This is a genomic window from Paenibacillus sp. M2, assembly GCF_046713495.1.
In the GTDB taxonomy this organism is placed as follows: Bacteria; Bacillota; Bacilli; order Paenibacillales; family Paenibacillaceae; genus Paenibacillus; species Paenibacillus amylolyticus_B.
Window position 1 is genome coordinate 2068439 of the sequence record NZ_CP169648.1, and the last position, 21323, is coordinate 2089761.

Consider the following 21323-nt stretch of genomic DNA (forward strand, 5'->3'; position numbering starts at 1 on the left):
GATTAATCAATGACTACACAAACAATTCTTCCGGTTGAATCTGAAGCGCTTCGCGCCTTGTCGGAAAGCAACAATGAACCCGGCTGGTTGACCGAACAGCGGCTCGAAGCTTTAAAGCTTGCGAGCGGGCTTGCGCTTCCTAAACTGGAAAAACAAAAAATTGAACGCTGGAATGTCAGCGAGTACGGAACATATAAAACAAGTGAAGCTATTTCTTCTTTGACAGAAGTACCTGCTTCTATCAAAGATCTGGTTCAGGATCAAGCTGAAGGCAGTCTGGTTATCCAGCGCAATTCCGGTACGGTATACTCTAAGGTGTCTGCTGATCTGGCAGCAAAAGGAGTCATCTTCACGGATCTGGCTACAGCGGTTCGCGAACACGGCGATTTGGTAAAATCATATCTGAACACAGCGGTGAAAGCGGATGAGCATTCTCTCGCTGCATTGCATGCGGCACTTTGGAATGGCGGGGTCTTCCTGTATGTTCCGAAAAATGTCGAAATCGAAGTACCACTGCAAGCAGTGTTGCTTACAGATGACGCATCTGCAACTTTTGCACCTCACGTGCTTGTGGTTGCAGAAGCAAACAGTTCAGTAACTTATGTTGATAACTATGTATCTGGCGAATTGTCCGCACCTGTTTTCCATAATGGTGTTGTGGAAGTATTCGCAAAATCTGGTGCTAAAGTACGTTTCGCATCGGTTCATCAACTGAGTGTAAATGTAACTGATGTTTCATTCCGTCGTGCAGTGTTGGAGAATGATGCTTCCATCGAGTGGATTGTAGGCGAAATGAATAATGGCGACACAGCCAGCAACACGATGACTGTGCTTAAAGGTAATGGATCAAGTTCTGATTCCAAAGTCATCGCTGTAGGTTCCGGTTCGCAGAAAATTAACTACACCACAGAAGCTCGTCACTTCGGCAAGAATACACCAAGTCAGATGATTACACGTGCAGTTATGCGTGAAGAAGCTTCTGCAATCATTAACGGAATCACGAAGATTGAGAAAGGCGCTACCAAAGCCGATGGACAGCAGACAGAGAAAGTGTTGATGCTGAGCCCTAAAGCACGTGGAGATGCGAACCCAATCCTCCTTATTGATGAAGATGATGTAACAGCAGGTCACGCGGCTTCTGTTGGTCAAGTCAATGCCGAGCAGATTCATTACTTGATGTCGCGCGGAATTAACCGTACGGATGCCGAACGCCTGATCATCTATGGCTTCCTGGCTCCGGTGGTGGCGGATATTCCTCTGGAAGCACTGCGCACCCAATTGCAGTCCCTGATTGAGAAGAAGCTGGGACAATGAACCCGTCCATTCGCGAGCAGTTCCCGATCCTCCACCAGGAAATCAACGGACACCCGCTCGTATATTTAGATAGTGCTGCAACTTCACAAAAGCCTCGTGCTGTGATTGAAGCGGTCAAACATTATTATGAGTATGAGAACTCCAACGTACATCGTGGTGTTCATACCCTTGGAAGCCGTGCAACGGACGCTTACGAAGGCGCACGGGAGAAGGTAGCCAAGTTTATCAATGCACGTAGTACACAGGAGATTATCTTTACCCGCGGGACAACGACAGCCCTGAATCTGGTGGCTTCATCGTACGCCCGCGCCAATTGCAAAGAAGGCGATGAAATTGTTATCACGCAAATGGAGCACCATAGTAATCTGATTCCTTGGCAGCAGGTTGCCAAGGAGACAGGTGCAACATTGAAATACATTCCGCTTCAGCCTGACGGTCATATTGAATTGGCTGATGTCGAGAAGACGATTACGAACAATACTAAAATTGTAGCAATCGCTTATGTATCCAATGTTATGGGTCTGATCCATCCTGTGAAACAAATTGCTGAAATTGCACACCGCAATGGTGCTGTCATCGTTGTTGATGGCGCACAAAGCACACCTCACATGAAGGTGGACGTTCAGGATCTGGACTGTGATTTCTATGCATTATCCGGTCATAAAATGTGCGGACCAACCGGAATCGGTGCACTCTACGGCAAAAAGGCGCTGCTGGAGTCCATGGAACCCATTGAGTTCGGTGGTGAAATGATTGATGATGTGGGTCTGTACGAATCCAACTGGAAAGAGCTTCCCTGGAAGTTCGAAGGCGGAACCCCGATTATCGCAGGTGCGGTAGGGTTGGGAGCTGCCATTGATTTTCTGGAGCAGATTGGTATGGATGAGATCGCACATCATGAGAGTGTGCTGGCAGCTTATGCAACAGAACGTCTGTCCGAAATTGATGGGTTAACGATCTATGGCCCAGCCAAGCGGCATGTGGGTGTTGTTACCTTTAACCTGGGTGATGTTCATCCGCATGATGTGGCAACCGTACTGGATGCGAGTGGCGTAGCTATTCGTGCCGGACACCATTGCTGTCAACCGCTAATGCGCTGGCTTGAAGTTAGCTCAACAGCTCGTGCCAGCTTCTATCTATACAATAACGAACAAGATGTAGATCGGCTTGTCAGCGCCTTAATCCAGACAAAGGAGTATTTTGGCGATGCAACTTGATGATCTGTACAGACGTGTTATAATGGACCACTACAAAAACCCGCGTAACCGCGGAACATTTGATAATGACGCTGTCACGGTGAATTTGAACAATCCAACGTGCGGCGACCGGATTTCACTACAAATTTTGCTGAAAGACGGAATCGTTCAGGAAGCCAAATATACGGGTGAAGGCTGCTCCATCAGCATGTCCTCTGCATCGATGATGACAGAGGCCGTCAAAGGCAAAACGATGGAACAGGCACTCGATATCGCTAACCGTTTTTCCTCACTGATGAAAGGTGAAGAAGTCGATTTCGACGATTATGAAGATCTCGAAGCCCTATCCGGTGTGAACAAGTTCCCTGCACGCATCAAATGTGCCACTCTGGCCTGGAATGCATTACGCAAAGGGATTGACGAAGAGAACAAAGTACAATAACGATAGGGAGGTAGAGCAAGATGGCTAAAAAAGCACCAGAAATGGAAGAGTACAAATATGGTTTTCGCGACGAGCACAAATCCATCTTTCAAACCGGTAAAGGTCTGACTGCAGAAGTGGTTACCGAAATTTCCAAGATTAAGAACGAACCGGAATGGATGTTGGAATTCCGTTTGAAATCCTTGAAACAATTCGAAAAGATGCCAATGCCGAAATGGGGCGGAGATCTCGACGGATTGGATTTCAATGAAATTCAGTATTATGTGCGTGCTTCGGAGAAACAAGGTAAAACATGGGAGGAAGTTCCTTCTGAAATCAAGGAAACCTTTGATAAATTAGGTATCCCTGAAGCAGAGCAAAAGTTCCTTGCAGGTGTATCGGCTCAGTATGAGTCCGAGGTTGTATACCACAACATGCAAAAGGAATTGGAAGACCAAGGTGTAATCTTCATGGATACCGACACGGCTCTCAGAGAGCATCCGGAAATCCTGCGTGAATATTTTGCAACAGTTATTCCACCAGCAGATAACAAATTTGCTGCATTGAATAGTGCGGTTTGGTCCGGAGGAAGCTTTATCTACGTGCCTAAAGGCGTTAAATGTGAAGTGCCTCTGCAAGCCTACTTCCGGATTAACTCTGAGAATATGGGACAATTTGAGCGTACACTCATCATTGCGGACGAAGACAGCTTCGTTCACTATGTAGAGGGCTGTACAGCTCCAATCTACAGCACGAACTCACTGCACAGTGCGGTTGTTGAGATCATCTGTAAGAAAAATGCTCGTGTTCGTTACACAACGATTCAAAACTGGGCACCAAACATCTACAACCTCGTTACGAAACGTGCGGTTGCAGAAGAAAATGCAACGATGGAATGGGTCGATGGTAACATCGGTTCCAAACTGACGATGAAATATCCAGCGGTTGTACTGAAAGGCCGTGGAGCTAAAGGTTCCGTACTTTCCATCGCTGTAGCTGGTAAAAACCAGCATCAGGATGCAGGTGCGAAAATGATCCACTTGGCTCCGGATACAACATCTACGATTGTATCCAAGTCCATCAGTAAACATGGTGGTAAAGTAACGTACCGTGGTTTGGCTTCCTTTGGACGTCAAGCTGAGGGCGCTAAATCCAACATCAAGTGTGATACACTCATTCTCGATAATGAGTCCACATCGGATACAATTCCTTACAATGAAATCATGAATGATAACATCATGCTGGAGCATGAAGCTACAGTCTCCAAAGTGTCTGAGGATCAACTCTTCTACCTGATGAGCCGTGGTCTGACTGATGCAGAAGCAACACAGATGATTATCATGGGCTTCATTGAGCCATTCACGAAGGAATTGCCAATGGAATACGCCGTTGAGATGAATAGATTGATCAAGTTCGAAATGGAAGGCTCTATTGGTTAATCCAATACAGCGCTTTTTGAAGCGGTGAAGTTGAAGCTAGTTGCTGATGCTTAGCGGTAGATATAGTTTTATGTGATCGAATACCCTCTAAAGCAGACTTTTTAAAAAGTCTCTCTAGGGGGTATTTTTATTAAAAAATCTGGGGATAACAGCGATCAGAAGGTTATTCTGTCATCGGAGTGGCAAGTGTAAATATTCTTTAGTTCAAATTGTATATTTACAAATGAATAGACCAGCGTTATTCTTCCATTAATGAATATTACATATATTTGAATTGATTAAAATATAAGGGGGTATATGATGCGAAGAAGTATAGTTAAAAAAGGAGCAGCCTTGGTATTGTCTGCTGTTGTTGCCTTAACGAGCTCACCGTTATTTTTATCAACGACGAGTGCTGCAGAAGGTGGATCGGTATCGGGTTCATTCAAGGTACTTAGTTACAATGTAGGTGGCCTTCCGGATCTGGTATCCAGCTCCAACCCCAAGGAGTACACCGTTCAGATTTCCCCCAAATTAAATGACTATGACATTATTAATGTGCAAGAGGATTTTAATTATCATAATGAGCTGATATCCCAAGTCACTCTGCCGTATTTGACGACAACAAGCGGAATTGCGGGTTTTGGTAGTGGGTTGAACAGTCTGTCCAAATATCCATTCCGTGACTTGAAACGTATTACCTGGGATAAGCGATCTGGTCTTTTTGACAATGGAAGTGATGAATTGACTCCAAAAGGATTTACAGCAGCTACATATGAGATCACACCTCAGGTGAAAGTGGACGTGTACAACTTGCATGCGGACGCAGGTAGCGATGATAAATCGCTTGAGGCCAGACGAGATAATATCAGACAACTCTCCAATTACATAAAGGAGCACTCGGACGGGAACGCTGTTATCGTATTCGGGGATACCAATACACGGTACACCCGTGCGGCTGACAATATAGAGTTGCTCATGTCTGAGAATGGTTTAAGAGATCCGTGGATCGATTTGATTCGAGGTGGGAGTATTCCCGCTGATGGAGACGCCCTTATGGATGCAAGCAATTTAAATGGACCCAACTATGAGATAGTGGACAAAATTTTGTATCGCGGAAGTAAAGCGTTGTCCCTTAATGCAGAGAGCTTTCGGTTAGAAAATCAAACGTTTGTTGACCCGAGTGGAAAGCAACTCTCCGATCATTATCCGATTACAGCGGAATTTGTGTACAGCACATCTTCTCAGTACCAACTAAGTTCAACAATCGGAGGATCTGGAGGAACTGGGTTTAATGATCTGAATCAGATTCCCGATGCCAGACCTAGCTCAGTAGTGCTTAATTCAGGCAACCGTGTAGACGGCATTTCAACGCTGTACAGGGATGGAACGAACCTGGCACATGGTGGTCAATCCAACATTGCCACACTGAACTTGGCAGACGGAGAGTACTTAACCGAGGCAACAATTGGTCAGGGGACACGTAATGGAGATAAACGGATCTTTTACGTGGAGTTGTCCACCAATCTTGGGAATAAAGTTGAAGGCGGACAAAAGACCTCGGATCAAATCAAACTTGAGGCACCAGCAGGGTGGTATATAGCCGGATTTTATGGAAGAGCAGGACAGGAATTGGATCAGCTGGGGGTCATCTACAGACCTCTGAATTAGGAGTGTGTAGTGGTGGAAATAAAACATAGTATATGTAACTGATAGAGGATTCATATTAGCATAGCGCGCCGCTTGGGATATACGTTGGAGAGACCATTTGGTTTCCCTAATAATATTCTGAGCGGTATTTTTGTGGAATAAAATAAGACCATTAGCACAAGCCATTTCATAGATTTTAGCATTTAATGATAGAAAAGGATGTGAGTGTATGAGCGTGAACCCTTTCGAGGGATATCGGATTACAAGTTCATTCGGCTATCGAATTCATCCTATTCATGGTGGACAGACATTTCACCGCGGAATTGATCTCGTGACAGAGCCTTGGAATGGCCCCGTCTATGCCTTTATGGAAGGTAGGGTACGTTTTGCTTCCGAAGGAGTTACAGGCTCCGGATTCGGCGGTTACGGGCTTACAGTTGCCCTTCAAGATCATCGTGGCTACTTGCATTGTTATGCTCACCTTTCGCGGATTGCCGTAACCGTTGGGCAGCGTGTGAAGCGAGGGCAGCTTATCGGTAATCAGGGAAGCACGGGTCAGAGTACTGGCCCGCATGTACATTATGAGATTCGTAAAACAAGTGCACCATCTTACGGTTATACAGCCAGCGAAGATGGTGTGACAGAACCGGGTGCGTATCTACAGGCCGAATACGGAACTGCATCTCAGGAACAGGAGGCTCCGCCGATGACCACTGAGCAGAAGAAAGTGTTTGAAGCCATGCAGAAAACGCTGGAGATTCAAGGGGGATGGATTCAGCAACAGGAGCAACTTTCCAATATGGATTGTCCCGCATGGGCGCAGCAAGCATTTGATTATTATCGACCGTTTATTATGAATGACAAAGGCAGTTATGAATTTTGGAGATTACTTGTTATCATGTACCGCAAGGAAAAAGGCATCCAGGTTGATTCGGATTCCGACATATAGATCTCTGCAAAGAACAGGGAATAGCAAAAGGCTAACCCACTCAGGTAGATGCAGACAGACAACCATTTATCAAATGTTGCCTGTTCGCCCGGTTCATTCCAACGGAAACGTCATATGTTAGGGTATACCTGATGAAGAGGAGGCAATCACATGAGCGAAGTAGGATATGGCTGTGGTGGCAACGTAGGCGGAGTAGGCGGCGTTGGCGGATACAATATGTTCACAAACACTGGTGCAATTTTGGTACTGTTCATTCTGTTGGTTATCATCACAAAAGCATTCTGCGTGTAATCCAACATGATCGAATCGGAATAGACAAAAGGGAAGCCGATGATGGCTTCCCTTTTGTCATATGCCAACCTGTGAGTTGGTTATTTCAGTTACTATGGGGTTCTTCGTATACATGCTGTGTACAATGAACAGTTACTGTACATAAATCTCAACGATAGCAATATCTCTTTCTTTCGCTAAATCGATAAAGGCCGTAGAGGTCTGAACGAGTGGTCGGAAATAATCCGCAGGATTATTCATGACAATGAGTCCCGTCTGACCCGTGGTGAGCAGAACCCTTTTACCGATAAAATTAGGCAGCATGTGCTTGATCAGTTCCTGCGTTGCTTCAGCATTTAACTGACCAAAGCTGAGACTGTACAGCTCACACAGAACAGAAATCAGTTCCTGTTTGGTCTGGTATACCCGATTCGTCGTCATGGCGCTGTAAACGTCTGCTACAGCAGTTATACGGGCATATGGGTGGATCTCGTCTCCTCGCAGTCCATGAGGATAACCACTTCCATCCTCGCGCTCATGATGTTGAAGTGCAACCATTGCCAGAATTTCATCCTGCGTGGATTCTTTAATGATATCGTACCCATAGAATGTGTGTTTCTTCATTTCGTCAAATTCTTCCGTGGTCAATTTACCAGGTTTATGTAAAATCTCAGAAGGAATCTTAGACTTGCCGATATCATGAAGATATCCTGCTTTGGCTACCGTTAGACATTCCTCGGGGTTGTAACCCATCCAGCCGGCGATATAAAAAGCGAGCATTCCGACTTGCAATGAATGGTTGTACGTATAATCGCTATCCCCGTCCAGCATAAGCAACAAGGAGACAACATCTTTTTGTTTTTCCAACTGTTCTGTTAGGGTAAACAAAATCTCATCGACCTGTGTCTCATCAATAAAACCCTTCTCCATTGCTTGTTGAAATAGAGATTCAGTACCTTTGATCGTATCGTTAAACAAGTTAGTTAACAGACGGGATTGATCGGAAGGTAAGGTTTGTGCATCAGAGTGTAGGTCGGATGTTGTGTGTTCTACATCTGCGTACTCGATTCCATGTTGCAACAGTTTGGATAGGTCATCTTCACTGAGGGTGGAACCTTTCATCAGCATGTGGAGACCCGAACTGTTGTATACATCATTTTTTAACAGGTCACCCGGTTTAAGATCAGTAACATGCACTCTCACGTATAAACCACCTTTTCTCGACTAATATCGACACATATAATTATAATAACAAGAAAAAAATGGGTTGACAACGACTTATTTACTATTAACCCACTCTGTCTAAAAAGGTGTAAAGGCTCATTGTTTAGTTCTCCATGGGGTTCCATGGTCCTAATTGATGTCCCTTCCATTCAGATCCATCTTCCCAAATTTCCTTTTTCCAGATCGGAACAGTCTGTTTCAGTCTCTCGATGGCGTAACGGCTTGCATCATAACAGTCGTTGCGATGAGGCGAGGAAACGGCAATGACTACACTAATCTCTGCCACATCCACTTTGCCAATTCGGTGACTGATTGCACATAACACACCAGGCCAGCGATCGGAGATTTCCACACCAATGGCTGCCATCTGAGAAAGAGCCATCGGCACATAGGCCTCGTATTCAAGATGAACGGTGCGCTGTTCACCGGTCATTTCACGAGTCGTACCTACAAAAGTAAGAGCTGCCCCGTGATTCGGGGTAATCACTAGCGCCGTTGTTGCTTCCACGGACAGAGTGGATTCTGTAATTAGAAATAAGCCATCCTCAGTCCGATGCTCTGGAACGGTAGAGCGAAGCTTTTCATCGGATATATCCGTACCATCACCTCCAGAGACGGGAGGGATCAACGCAAGTTCATCTTCTGAGCTAAGTATAGTATCGGCAGGAGCGTACTGCTGGTTAACTGCCAAAAAGGATGTCCTTATCTGAGAAGCTGCCTCTGGGTAGGCCAGACTCAGTTTTTCTTTTAAATCGGCAGCGGTTGGCATGTCTCCAATGTACTCAAACTCCAGAAGGGATGTATTTAAACGTTCTGCAATGCCTGCAAATAGTTGAATTGTCAATTTCATAGATATGACTCACCTCTTTTTGATCTCTAAACCCTATAAATATATCATAACGACGCGGAAAATGTTATGCTTATCCATTAGAAGAATGAACGTTTATTGAAGAGCAGGGGAGGCGGTGTGATGAGCACCAGGGAGAAGCAAACGTTAACGATTCTGCACACCAACGACATTCATAGCCACTTCGGCTCCATGAGCACCATCGCCGCTATGATCAATGAGGAACGTGACCTGGGTGGCAACTTCCTTGTATTGGATATCGGCGATCATATGGACCGGATGGCCGTTGAGACAGAAGGGACGCTGGGGACGGCTAATGTTGATGTTATTAACCTGACGGGCTACGATGCCATTACAATCGGTAACAACGAAGGACTAACCTTTACGCCAGATCAGCTCTCACAGTTATACGCTGGACTTCTGTGTCCTGTGGTATGCGGCAATGTTGTGGAGCGAGATACTGGCCTTCCGCCAGTGTGGATGAAACCTTCTCTGATTATGGAGAAAGGTCCATTTCGCGTTGGTCTGCTGGGGGCAACTGCCCCTTTTACCACGTTTTATGAACTGCTTGGGTGGGATGTTCTGGACCCTGTGGAGTCACTAAGAGCTCAAGTGGAAGCATTACGTGATGAAGTGGATGTAGTGGTTGTTCTTTCACATCTGGGGCTTTCGACAGATCGGAGACTGGCAGAGCAGATTACTGGAATTGATGTTATTCTCGGTGGACATACCCATCATGTTCTCGAAGAACCCTTAGTCATTGGTCAGACCGTGCTGGGCGCAGCCGGGAAATTTGGTCAATGGCTTGGGAAAGTGGTTCTGGAACGAACAAGTGTGGGAGAACCTCTCCAACTGGTAAGTAGCGGTTGTATGGCTGCCAAGAGTATATTACTGGATGATCAGGTCGCGCTGGCAATCGCTACGAATCGTACGGAGGCCGAAAGGACACTCAATCAGACGGCAGTGATAACGGATCGGGTGCTGCCCATCACGTATGACCGGGAATCCCCGTTTGCAACCTTGCTTGCACAAGCTGTACGTCATTTCACGGGGGCACAGCTGTCTCTGGTGAATGCAGGTCAGCTTCTCGGAGATCTTCCACAAGGTAATATTACAAAAGGAATGTTGCATTCCCTATGTCCATCTCCTATAAATGCTTGTACAATATGCTTGAGTGGAAGTCATATTCGTGAAGCACTTGAGCAGTCCTTGTTGGACGAGTTTTCAGGTAAGCCCATTGTGGGATTTGGTTTTCGTGGTCATATTCTAGGCACGTTATGTATGGACGGAATGGAAGTTCAATACAATCCAGATGCGCCAGCCTATGAGAAGATCCAGGCCATATCCATCAATGGGGAGCCTATGGACGAACAATGTGAGTATATCGTTGGGACACTGGACATGTTTACGTTCAATGTGGGGTATCCTCCTCTTGCTCATGGAACCCGTACGCTCTATCATCTTCCGGAATTCATACGCGATTTGCTGGAAACGGAAATAAAACGACCAGGGGCTCTGGACGACAGCCTGCGAGCCCGCTGGCATCAAAGCTAAATTTAAAGTACTTGCCTTCTGCTGAAGCGGCGGCTAGTGGTAATTACATCTACGGAGCGGGAGAGGATAGGCTGTGCGTTTAGTACATATAAACTTATTGCAGCCTGGCATGAAGCTGGGGAAACGTATTTATAGTGAAGAAGGCCTTGTATTACTTAGTGAAGATGTAGAGCTAACCAATCGATTGATTGGACGCCTTAAGGATCTCGGAGTCGGTTATGTGTATATTAAAGATGCTGCGACAGAGGACATCATCGTTCCTGAAATGTTGCAGGAAGAGACCCGAAGGAAAGCACTGGTCGAGATCAAACAGCAATTTCAGAGCATGTCGGGAATGAAAACGAAGAATCGGATTCCTCATTTCGGTAAAGCGCTTAGTGGTGTGATGAATGCGATTCTGGAGGACATCGGCAGCCAAAAGGAAGCCATGATTATGCTGATGGACATGAACTCCAGTGATTTTGACCTATATAACCATTCTCTGAATGTATGTGTGTACACGCTGGTTCTTGGTGTCGCTTCGGGTTACACACGCCAGCAATTAATGGAGATTGGTCTGGGCGCTTTGTTGCATGATATCGGCAAAACACAGATTGCACCAGAAATTTTGCATAAACCTTCCAGATTGAGTGACGAGGAATTCAAAATCATTCAGCAGCACACTACATATGGACACCGTATTCTCAAAGATGAACCAGGTATACCGCTTCTATCCGCGCATTGTGCATTGCAGCACCATGAACGAATTGATGGCAGTGGATATCCCTTTGGGCTAAAGGATAAAGAGATTCATGAGTATGCCAAATGGATTGCTCTTGCTGATTCGTATGATGCCATGACAACGAATCGAGTCTACAAGCAAGCCTTGCTGCCACATCAGGCCGTAGAGGTGCTGTATACGGGCTCAGGAACGCTTTATGAACAACGAATGCTGGAGAGATTCAGGGATTGTGTAGCGATCTACCCCGTGGGTCTATCGGTCACGCTCAGTACGGGAGAGGTTGGGGTGGTCGCAGCGATTCATCCACGTGTTCCTCAACGTCCACTTATCCGGGTGCTCAAGGATGCCGACGGCCAGACCTTATCTTCGCCCTACGAAATTAACCTGTCTACAGCACTGTCCGTGATGATCACAGGTGTAGAGGGTGTGGAGGATACACCTTCAGCGGCTCAAAGTGAACAGGTGGAAAGCTGAACAACTTGAAAGATGATTAGCGCTCATGTCGTAATATCCGGACCGTTTCGTAACTCGGTCCAGAGTTGCCTGAGCGTTTTTTGTCATGTAATGGACAGGGTCTGCGTATGCCGGAGCATTCAAAATTGTGCTATGATAAAAGATAACTCCAAAAAGAGAAACACAAGGTATGATGTAAATAAAACTTTTTAGGTTAATAAAAGGAATAAGGTGAAGAACAATGACCATGCTAAACTCAGGATCGGTACAACCGATGCCTTTATCGCCAACGAATGATCCATGGGATCCGATCGGCTCTTTGCGTACATATGGACGCCATGTGCTGACCAGTGTAGAAATGACCGTGACACATCTGTGCAATATGAGATGTGAGCATTGTGCCGTGGGAGATATGCTTACGATGCGTGAGGCGCCGGCTCTTCCGCTCCCTCTGATGCTGAAACGGTTGGATGAAGTGGAGCATCTGCAGACGATTAGTCTGACGGGTGGCGAGCCAAGCTTTAGCCAGAAAACAGTGGATGAGATGATTATCCCGCTGCTCAAATATGCCAAGGAACGTGGAATTCGTTCCCAGATCAATTCGAATTTAACGCTGGATATCAGTCGATATGAGCAACTTTTACCTTATCTGGACGTTATGCATATCTCATTCAACTATCTGAATGCTGACGATTTCCATCAAGTTGGATTTGCGAATAGTGGCAGACCTGTGAAACGTGAAGTCGCGGTGAAGATGTATGAGAAAATGATTGAGAATTCCCGCAAATTGAGTGAACAAGGCATGTTTATCTCTGCGGAGTCCATGATTAACTTCCGCACGCACGACAAGCTGGATGGTATTCACCAACTGATTCGTGAGATGGGCTGTGTTCGTCATGAAGTACATCCGATGTATAACTCAAACTTTGCTTCGTCGTTGCCCGTGTTATCACTGGACCATATGAGAGCAGCTATTCATCGTTTGCTTGATGTGCGTGACAAAGATATGTGGATGTTATTCGGGACCCTGCCATTCTTCGCGTGCAGTGCAGCAGAGCAGGATCGGGAACTGATCAACCGTTTATACAGCGAACCAAATGTGACGGTACGTAACGATCCGGACGGACGCAACCGCGTTAACGTTAACATGTTCACGGGTAATGTGTATGTGACGGATTTTGCGGATATCCCGGCGTTTGGCAACATTCGTGATCGTAAACTGGATGAAGTGTTCCATGAATGGTCAGCTGAACATCCGTTGAATCAAACGGTCAATTGCCATTGCGATATTGCATCCTGTTGCGGACCAAACCTGCTAGTGGCAGATATGTATTACAAGGGTGTAGATTTCAAATCGAGAAAGGCAATCACACGTTGATATTCCAGGTGTATTCCTGAAATAGATAGAAAAGGGGAGTTTCAACTTGGATATTCATACCGAATTTCATCTTGGACAGCTGGTATTTAATCTGGTCTGTGTCTTTTTGCTCGTATTTTTGAATGGCGTATTTGTTGCAGCGGAATTTTCCCTTGTGAAAGTAAGGCAAACACGTTTAACTCAATTGCAGAGTGAAGGAAACCGTTTGGCTGGTTATGCACTGAAGGTGAATAGTAAACTGGATTCCTATCTATCGGCAACTCAGTTCGGGATTACGCTGACATCGCTTGGACTCGGGTGGCTGGGAGAACCGGCCATCTCCGAATTGCTCGTTGAGCCACTCATGTTTAAACTTGGTGTAGGAGATACAGGGCTTATTTCGACCGTGTCGGTCATTATCGGTTTCTGTATCATTACGTTTCTGCATATTGTGTTGGGTGAGCTTGCACCTAAATCGTTAGCTATTCAAAAAACAGACGGAGTGGCATTGTTTTTATCTGCGCCCTTGCTGTTGTTCTACAAAATCTTCTTCCCGTTCATCTGGGTACTGAATGTATCGGCCAATGCATTGCTGCGTCTGGCGGGTATCGAACCTGCCAGTGAAGGCGAAGCTCACTCGGAAGATGAACTTCGTATTCTGATGAAGCAGAGTGCTAAAAGTGGTGTCATCGATAAAGATGAGATCAAACTGATGGACAACATCTTTGATTTCTCCGATATGTTGGCACGTGAAGTCATGCTGCCACGCACAGACATGGATTGTCTGTACACACATATGTCTTTGGAAGAGAACCTGGAGATCATTAATGCAACCAAACATTCCCGGTATCCCGTAGCAGTAGAAGACAAGGATGAGATCATTGGATTTATACACATCACCGATCTGTTGCTGGCTAAACCGGAGCAACAACATGATCTGGCTTTACTCGTCCGTCCAATCTTAAACGTTCCTGAATCCATGGAAATCAGCCATGTGCTGCGTCTGATGCAGAAGAAACATTCTCAGATGACGCTGGTTGTGGATGAATATGGCGGCACAGCTGGATTGCTGACTGCGGAAGAAATTCTGGAAGAGATCGTTGGAGACTTGTATGACGAGTTTGAGGATGAGCGTCCGCATATGGAACGCAGTGGAGATTCCTTTTCCATTGATGGTCGTTCGCTTATTGAAGAAGTTCATAAGTGGACCGGAGCCATCATTGAGGATGAAGAAGTGGATACCATTGGCGGATGGCTTTTTAAAGAGCTTGGAGGTAGTCCAGCCAAGGGCAAAACTCGGGAGCTGAATGGATACGTCTTTGAAGTGGAAGAGTCTTCTCGTTTGCGGATTACTCGGGTTCGAGTGTTCAAGCAATCTGTTCCTCAAGACTTGAATTCGGAAGATCAGTCATCACAATAAATAGACCTCTGAAAGTACCGCCTCTGTGGTGGATTTTCAGAGGTTTTTTTTGATGTGTCAGCTAAAAGGGGATTAACTTACGGAACTGAAACATATGGATATAGAGACGGGAAACAATCGTTTGAAATGTATGTTGCATACAAGTAAACCTTGAGAAAGGAGCGTAGTTCTATGAAAGATCCGCAGCTTCGTGCTTACGCCCCGTTTGTGGGGCCGTTTGACCCTTGTCCGCCTGTAGAGATTCGAACGTATCTGGTTCCTCCGCAATTATTTATTCCATTTCAACCTATGGGTTGGCCGCAGTACAGCCCGGCAGAAGCCTTAAGAATTGGAACGTTGTGGCCTGCATTATACAGCCCTTATACACCAGCAAGATCGAAAGGGAGGAAGGTGGAATTGGATGGAGCCTGAAGTGCCCAAAGCCTGTGATGCAAGGTATTATGAGCTGTTAGAGGAGCTCCAGGCACTGGACTTTGTATTAGTTGAGCTGAATCTGTATCTGGACACCCATCCGGGTGACTTTCAGAGTATTGAACAGTACAACAAATTCAGTCAGGAGCGCATGAGAGTTGCACATGAATTTCAACAATTGTACGGACCGCTGATGAACTTTGGTCATGCATTCTCCAAATATCCTTGGGAGTGGTCACAGACACCGTGGCCATGGCAAGTGTGAAATAACGCCTCGGGTTTCCGTGCACAATTGTAAAGCCGGGGACTCGGGGAATATGCCAGCAAGATTGATTTGATTCAAAAAGGAGGGCTCTGCATGTGGGTGTATGAGAAAAAATTGCAGTATCCTGTTCGGGTTAGCAAATGTGATCCTCATATGGCAAAATTGCTGGCTGAACAATATGGAGGAGCGGATGGTGAGCTGGCGGCAGCTCTGCGGTATTTGAACCAGCGGTATACCATTCCGGATAAAATTATCGGGTTATTAAATGATATCGGCACAGAGGAATTCGCTCACTTGGAAATGATTGCCACCATGATCTACAAGTTAACAAAGGACGCGTCGGTGGAGCAATTGGAAGAAGCGGGACTCGGGCCTAACTATGCTCAGCGCGATTCTGCCTTATTTTACACGAATTCCTCAGGTGTACCTTTTACTGCAGCATACATTGCTTCGAAGGGAGATCCGATCGCGGATTTGTACGAGGATATTGCAGCAGAAGAGAAAGCCCGGGCTACATATCAATGGTTAATCGATCTGACCGATGACGTGGATCTGCAGGATAGTCTGAAGTTTCTGCGGGAACGGGAGATCGTGCATTCCTTACGTTTCCGGGAGGCCGTGGAGATTCTGAAAGACGATCGGGATACAAAGAAGATTTTTTGAACAGGTGGAAAATAGGAACCTGGCAGTCCGGTGAGGGCTGCTTTTTGCTTTGAAGAAATGGAGAGGCTAGAAGAAGTGTATGTGCTGAGATGTGGATTGCTTACATATAAAAAGACGATCCTCTTTGGAAGAAAGAGAACCGTCCTGTTTATTATATTTTGGCGAAGTAAAGCCTAGTATTCAACCACCATGGCAACATTTTGCCATCCGGCTCCGACGGTCCAGAATAACACTTTGTCACCACGCTGAATCTGCCCGTTTGTAACCGCTCGATGCAAGGCAATGAACGGACTGCTGGTTGAGGTATATCCGAACTCATCTCCGATATAGACAGCAATGTCATCACCGATGCCGACGTTCTCGGATACTGCGCGAATGTTACTAATAGATAGCTGGGAGAAGCAGGCGGCTTTGATCTCGTCTGGTCCAATCTCGTTACGTGTCAGCAAAGTACGAATGGACTCGGAAGCGGCATCCACACAGATGGAATCATCAAATGGGATGAATTTCACATGAAAGGCACCCGCATCTACACCTGTTTTGCCCAATTTCGCCAAGCCTTCTGCAGGAAAAAGAGAATTACCATACACACAGGTATCCGTCTGATAGATGGAATCAATGAAACCGACAGCATGTTCATCCCGCTCTACAATAACCGCCGCTGCTGCATCACCGAAATTGGCAAAGTATACGGGATCATCTGGACTGGCGTGAGGAGCCACGTAATCGGAGCCGATGATTAATGCCCGGCGAATTCGAGGATTGCCCAGCATCTGCCGGCTAACCTGTTCGAAAGCAGCGGTCATGCCTGCACAGTTCGCGTTACTGTCAATACAGATCGTGTGAGAAGCTCCGTTAATCAGGCGATGGATCATCAGGGAATTCGTAGGAAAGATGTATTCTGGCGTTTGGCTTGCATAAGCAATCAGATCAATATCTGCACCGGTGAGTCCGGTTTTCTCCAGTAGATTACTGGTTGCCTCATAGGCCATGCTTAGTGAATTTTCGTCATCGTTGTCAATTTTATAACGTGTATCACGACCAAGTGCCTGTAACAATCCACGAATATCTACACCTCTTGAATCAAAATGTTCAATATAAAAATCATTGTGCACCTTGGTTGCTGGATGATAGATATCGATATCTACAATACGAATTCCGGCCATCTTCATTCTCCTCTTGAGCGGAAGGGTGAATTCACAGCTTGTCCGCCTGATTTATTAAGTGGTAACGGTAGATATGATTTCGAGATTGTCCAGACCGACTGACCGACCAAGTCGGGACAATTGCATTTTTAGAATCGCGTTGTTCTCGAGGGTCAACACGACTTTTTTATATTCATCTTTTTTGAACAATTGAAGGCAGCCTTCCAGAAGAGGAACAATCTCCGGAGCAGTAACATTCAACTTTTTGCAATCGATGTTCAGGTCATACTCCTTGGTGTTAATAGAAGCGATCGTATCCTGATAGGCCGAGATGGAACGCAAACCGTCTTCTTGAGAGAAAGAACCCTCCAGTTCAATGTTTAACACCTTGTTTGGAACGTCAGTCTTCAGAATGAAATTTCCCATGTTTGATCTCTCTCCTTTAAATGAGTTAAGGCTATCCTGCTAATGGATACACAGCCCCATAGGGCCTCTGCTGAAAGCTTCTAAGATGAGAGCTGGTTCGAAGGATAATTTAACCATATTATAAAGGTAGGAATGTAAAAAGATCAATAAAAAAGTCGAATCATGTATAAAAATGTAGAAAAGTGAATTACTGTATTTCGTCCAAGGTGGCAAGCAAAATATTAAATGCACTTATAATGCGTGGAGCACCCACACATGGTGCCAGATGTAGCAATATTCCCTTGAGCTGATCCACCGTCACTCCCACGCTCAGAGCCATGGTGTAATGCACCCCTAATTGTTCATACTGGCCTTGGGTGATCAACGAAGAGATGATAGCAACTTCCTTCCATTGATCCGAAATCGTGGTGCGCTGAAAAATATCCCCGTATGCCGTCCCCATAATAAATTCCGACAATTCGGGAAAATGTTCTTTGATGGGGGCGAGGGCTCTTGCACCGTACTCCCCAGAAAGCTTCGCGAAACGGTCTAGTCCCTGAGTTACATGTTCACTCATGATCTGCTCCTCCTAATTCAAAGTTACGGTGCGGTGAGCCGTGGGTGGAATTTCATCTCGATCGGTCAGAAGCTCAATAACAGTTACCTGATTCAACGTCTGGGCTGTGTTCAGCGCAGATGAGAACTCAGCAAGAGTTTCTGCTCGAAACGCAACTGCACCGAGAGATTCGGCGAATTTGGCTGCATCCATAGGAACTTCATATAAAGTACCATCGATTCTGCCCGTTGTTTTTTCCATTCCTTTGAGTGCCATGTCCAGTTGTTTGTTGTTAACAACAATGAAGATGACGTTCAGATTGTTGCATACCGCGGTATGGATCTCCGTCCCAAGCATCATGAAACATCCATCCCCGGTGATACATACAACGGTCTCTTCAGGTGAAGCGGCCTTTGCACCTATCGCCATACCAATGGCGTTCCCCATGCAGGCAAAGTAAGCGTCAAACACAAAGCTGCCTGGTTTCTTGACTTTATAGCGCTGGACCGCATGAAATCCATGGCTGCCATCATCAACAAACAGCTTATGATCGTACGGAAGCAGATCGCTCATTCCGTCTAGCACAGAAGCCAGAGACAGTTGGGGGAGATCTGGTAAAGGGACCGTGTAATCCATGGGTGCAGTGGTTCTCACAGGAGTAGGGAGGTCTTCTAATGTGCCCAGCAAATATTGCAGGTTGTCCTTCAAATCACCTGTGATATGTAAGGTTTGAGCGCTCAGAATCTTGCCTACAAATGTAGGATCAGCGTCAAATTGAATGAGGTGTACCGGATGATGTTCAGGCTTCAGATTGCAGAGGGTCATGTCACTTAGACGTGAACCGAGTACGATATAAAGGTCACTTTGGTTCAACATGTCGTCTGCATGCGGGAAACCTCCAACACCACAAGGTCCATGGTACAGGGGATGGTCCCACGCAATCGCTCCTTTTCCACCAGGAGTAGTAATGACGGGAATGTGTAACGATTCGGCCAATTGAAGCAATTCATCATGGGCTCTGGCGCGACTTACACCTTTACCAGCAATAATTAAAGGGCGGTTGGATTGTTGAATGAGAGGAAAAATGCGATTCAGATTAGATACGCTAAACAGAGGTTCCGGTTCGGGAATAACAATCCGGCATTGGAATAACAATTCAGTCTGTACGTCAAAAGGAATACAGAGGTGAACAGGGCCTTTATTAGGGCCGAGTGCAATGGAAAGGGCATGATTCAGCAGTGTGCCGAAGTGATCTCCACGCTCAACCAGTTTGCTGAATAGCGTAGCAGGTCTGAACATTTCGGCCAGATCAGCCAGATAGGAAGAAGAATCCTGACACTGGGGGAGCCCCAGTTCCTGAATGGATTGATGACCCGTAATAAACAGTACAGGCAGATTGTTGGCCTTTGCATGGGCTGCTGCAGTAAGCAGATTGGTTCCGCCTGGACCGGATGTGGCAAAGGCAACGCCGAGTTTACCTGTCTGTAATGCATAACCGGATGCGGCAAAACCTGAGCTGGATTCATGACGGCCTGGAATGAACTCTAATCCGTAATCCACCATTTTCAGTACAGCAGGACAGATGGATTTACCAATAATACCAAAGACATGAGTAACGCCTAGATTACGCAGAGTTTCTGCCAAATAGTCCGCAACTGTTCTCATGCGGGACACCTCGCTTCATGAAATAGGTTATTAGAACCATACGCATATTCCATTTATTGAATGCAAGTTACAGTCTAAGGTTGTAAGAGGAAATATTCATTGTTATTAGGAAGAGTATCTTTTTTTGTGGTTTTTTGTCAACCTGTTTTTATGAGTCTGAATTCCTGATTCTTAAGTTGGTAACGCTTTAAGTGTTGCTGGATAAAGTGAAAATAATTGGTTATATATCCCTGCAACGAATTACCCAATCGCAACGGAATTACAAATAATGTAAAATTATGACTGTAAATGAAGAATTTCAGCCTCTAATAGCAACTTGAAAGCTAGAGGTTTATTTTTTTTCGTAACAACGCATCGCATTCGCAATTCTTTGCTTTCTGCTATACTGGAAAGGAATTGGGAGGGGATGGGATGACAGTCATCAAGATGGCTCTGATTGGGCTGGGTAAAATGGGATTACATATGGTTCATCTAATCGAGAATACAAAGATGGATACAAAGATTGAGATTGTAGCGGTGTGTGATGCGAATGAGGACGGTTTGGCGTCTTTTGCAGCTTCTCATCGGGGAGTTAGGACGTATACGGATTACAAGCAATTGATGAATGAACATCAGATTGATCTGCTGTATATTGCAGTTCCGCCTAAATTTCATTACCCTGTTGTCATGGAAGCGCTGGAACGCAAAATTCATGTATTCTGCGAGAAACCACTTGCCAATAGTGTAGAAGAAGCCAAAAAGATGCTGGATGCAGCAGAGCAGGCTGGCGTAGTTCATGCCATCCACTTCTCTATGCCGCATGAACCTTCCGTGCTGAAGTTGCAAGAGATGATTGAGCAGTGTACAGTGGGGGCCATTCGCAAAATAGATCTCATTTTGCAATTCCCGCAGTGGCCACGATCATGGCAACAGAATGCATGGATTACGAGCCGGGAACAGGGTGGATTTATTCTTGAAGTGGGGATTCACTGGATTCATATGATTCAAAAGGTGTTTGGAGCCATCCGGGTAGTGAGCACTCAGGTTCAATATCCTGAGAATGGAGACTGTGAACTAGAAGTACAGGCTGCAATGGAACTGGAAGACGGGACTCGAATTCAGTTAAATGGCATCTCTCAATTTGCGGGGGAAGAACGTGTATCCATGGTGGTGTACGGCATAGAAGGCACGATTGCCCTGGAAAATTGGGAAGATTTGAAGACGGGTCTGGTGGGGGAACCACTGTCTCCAATAGAAGTGCTTGAATCCGCCAGTGAATTGCCGGTTCTTAAACATGTTATTGCCCGTATACAGGGCAAACCAGCTAAGATATATGATTTTAACGATGGGTATCAGGCACAATTGATACTGGAAGCGCTACGGAACACGGAACAATCGAGATAAGAAAAGGAGTGTTTAGGTTTTTTCATATGAGGTGCC

21 protein-coding genes are annotated in these 21323 nt (G+C 45.7%); 15 read left to right on the forward strand and 6 right to left on the reverse strand.

The features are described 5' to 3' along the window. Positions 1 to 9 precede the first annotated feature (9 nt). From sufD to ACETMN_RS09580, 7 genes are all read left to right on the forward strand, one after another. Entirely contained in the window at positions 10 to 1314 is a 1305-nt protein-coding gene (sufD, locus tag ACETMN_RS09550) for a Fe-S cluster assembly protein SufD (protein WP_091014617.1), read from the forward strand. Continuing rightward, positions 1311 to 2531, forward strand: coding sequence for a cysteine desulfurase (locus ACETMN_RS09555; protein ID WP_091014616.1), 1221 nt, complete (start codon positions 1311 to 1313; stop codon positions 2529 to 2531). Before sufD ends, ACETMN_RS09555 begins: the two co-directional genes overlap by 4 nt. Then, complete coding sequence (sufU, locus tag ACETMN_RS09560) at positions 2521 to 2952, forward strand: Fe-S cluster assembly sulfur transfer protein SufU (RefSeq protein ID WP_017689537.1); 432 nt, start codon at positions 2521 to 2523, stop codon at positions 2950 to 2952. The genes ACETMN_RS09555 and sufU overlap by 11 nt, the downstream gene beginning before the upstream one ends. A gap of 20 nt (positions 2953 to 2972) precedes the next feature. Then, positions 2973 to 4370, forward strand: coding sequence for a Fe-S cluster assembly protein SufB (gene sufB / locus ACETMN_RS09565; protein WP_036669904.1), 1398 nt, complete (start codon positions 2973 to 2975; stop codon positions 4368 to 4370). Between the two features lie 300 nt (positions 4371 to 4670). Continuing rightward, a complete protein-coding gene (locus ACETMN_RS09570; RefSeq protein WP_179198442.1) occupies positions 4671 to 6020 on the forward strand; it encodes a jacalin-like lectin in 1350 nt (449 codons plus the stop codon). Between the two features lie 208 nt (positions 6021 to 6228). Further along, entirely contained in the window at positions 6229 to 6948 is a 720-nt protein-coding gene (locus tag ACETMN_RS09575; RefSeq protein WP_091014615.1) for a M23 family metallopeptidase, read from the forward strand. 150 nt (positions 6949 to 7098) lie between these two features. Then, the gene (locus ACETMN_RS09580; RefSeq protein WP_017689533.1) at positions 7099 to 7239 is read left to right on the forward strand and encodes a hypothetical protein; all 141 of its coding nucleotides are present in this window, start codon (positions 7099 to 7101) and stop codon (positions 7237 to 7239) included. A 132-nt stretch (positions 7240 to 7371) separates the two neighbouring features. Here ACETMN_RS09580 and ACETMN_RS09585 read toward each other — a convergent pair whose 3' ends face one another. Continuing rightward, positions 7372 to 8421, reverse strand: a complete 1050-nt coding sequence (locus ACETMN_RS09585; RefSeq protein WP_091014614.1) for an HD-GYP domain-containing protein — start codon at positions 8419 to 8421, stop codon at positions 7372 to 7374. Positions 8422 to 8545: 124 nt separating this feature from the next. Beyond that, entirely contained in the window at positions 8546 to 9292 is a 747-nt protein-coding gene (locus ACETMN_RS09590) for a molybdenum cofactor biosynthesis protein (RefSeq protein WP_091014613.1), read from the reverse strand. A 120-nt stretch (positions 9293 to 9412) separates the two neighbouring features. On the opposite strand from ACETMN_RS09590, the gene ACETMN_RS09595 reads away from it, so the two are divergent. The 7 genes from ACETMN_RS09595 to ACETMN_RS09625 all read left to right on the forward strand — a co-directional run bounded on the left by ACETMN_RS09595 (position 9413) and on the right by ACETMN_RS09625 (position 16133). Continuing rightward, a complete protein-coding gene (locus ACETMN_RS09595; protein WP_091014612.1) occupies positions 9413 to 10843 on the forward strand; it encodes a bifunctional metallophosphatase/5'-nucleotidase in 1431 nt (476 codons plus the stop codon). A 73-nt stretch (positions 10844 to 10916) separates the two neighbouring features. After that, a complete protein-coding gene (locus ACETMN_RS09600; RefSeq protein WP_192134750.1) occupies positions 10917 to 12038 on the forward strand; it encodes an HD domain-containing phosphohydrolase in 1122 nt (373 codons plus the stop codon). Between the two features lie 220 nt (positions 12039 to 12258). Next, a complete protein-coding gene (gene yfkAB / locus ACETMN_RS09605; protein ID WP_411736054.1) occupies positions 12259 to 13395 on the forward strand; it encodes a radical SAM/CxCxxxxC motif protein YfkAB in 1137 nt (378 codons plus the stop codon). A gap of 46 nt (positions 13396 to 13441) precedes the next feature. Further along, positions 13442 to 14794: a hemolysin family protein gene (locus ACETMN_RS09610; RefSeq protein WP_411736055.1), complete on the forward strand. Its 1353-nt coding sequence runs from the start codon at positions 13442 to 13444 to the stop codon at positions 14792 to 14794. A 171-nt stretch (positions 14795 to 14965) separates the two neighbouring features. Continuing rightward, positions 14966 to 15205, forward strand: a complete 240-nt coding sequence (locus tag ACETMN_RS09615) for a spore coat associated protein CotJA (protein ID WP_124113811.1) — start codon at positions 14966 to 14968, stop codon at positions 15203 to 15205. Then, positions 15195 to 15470: a spore coat protein CotJB gene (locus tag ACETMN_RS09620; protein WP_091014607.1), complete on the forward strand. Its 276-nt coding sequence runs from the start codon at positions 15195 to 15197 to the stop codon at positions 15468 to 15470. The genes ACETMN_RS09615 and ACETMN_RS09620 overlap by 11 nt, the downstream gene beginning before the upstream one ends. Before the next feature lie 93 nt (positions 15471 to 15563). Continuing rightward, positions 15564 to 16133, forward strand: coding sequence for a manganese catalase family protein (locus ACETMN_RS09625; protein WP_091014606.1), 570 nt, complete (start codon positions 15564 to 15566; stop codon positions 16131 to 16133). Positions 16134 to 16306: 173 nt separating this feature from the next. On the opposite strand, the gene ACETMN_RS09630 is transcribed toward ACETMN_RS09625, so the two are convergent. The 4 genes from ACETMN_RS09630 to ACETMN_RS09645 form a co-directional block, all read right to left on the reverse strand. Further along, positions 16307 to 17299, reverse strand: coding sequence for a 3-oxoacyl-[acyl-carrier-protein] synthase III C-terminal domain-containing protein (locus tag ACETMN_RS09630; RefSeq protein ID WP_091014604.1), 993 nt, complete (start codon positions 17297 to 17299; stop codon positions 16307 to 16309). 54 nt (positions 17300 to 17353) lie between these two features. Continuing rightward, the gene (locus ACETMN_RS09635; protein WP_036609902.1) at positions 17354 to 17704 is read right to left on the reverse strand and encodes a hypothetical protein; all 351 of its coding nucleotides are present in this window, start codon (positions 17702 to 17704) and stop codon (positions 17354 to 17356) included. 187 nt (positions 17705 to 17891) lie between these two features. Beyond that, positions 17892 to 18260: a carboxymuconolactone decarboxylase family protein gene (locus tag ACETMN_RS09640; protein ID WP_091014603.1), complete on the reverse strand. Its 369-nt coding sequence runs from the start codon at positions 18258 to 18260 to the stop codon at positions 17892 to 17894. 12 nt (positions 18261 to 18272) lie between these two features. Then, on the reverse strand, positions 18273 to 19904 hold the full coding sequence (locus ACETMN_RS09645) for a thiamine pyrophosphate-binding protein (protein ID WP_091014602.1): 1632 nt from the start codon (positions 19902 to 19904) through the stop codon (positions 18273 to 18275). A gap of 411 nt (positions 19905 to 20315) precedes the next feature. On the opposite strand from ACETMN_RS09645, the gene ACETMN_RS09650 reads away from it, so the two are divergent. Beyond that, positions 20316 to 21287 (forward strand): Gfo/Idh/MocA family protein, encoded by a 972-nt coding sequence (locus ACETMN_RS09650; RefSeq protein WP_091014601.1) that lies wholly within the window; start codon positions 20316 to 20318, stop codon positions 21285 to 21287. Positions 21288 to 21323 lie beyond the last annotated feature (36 nt).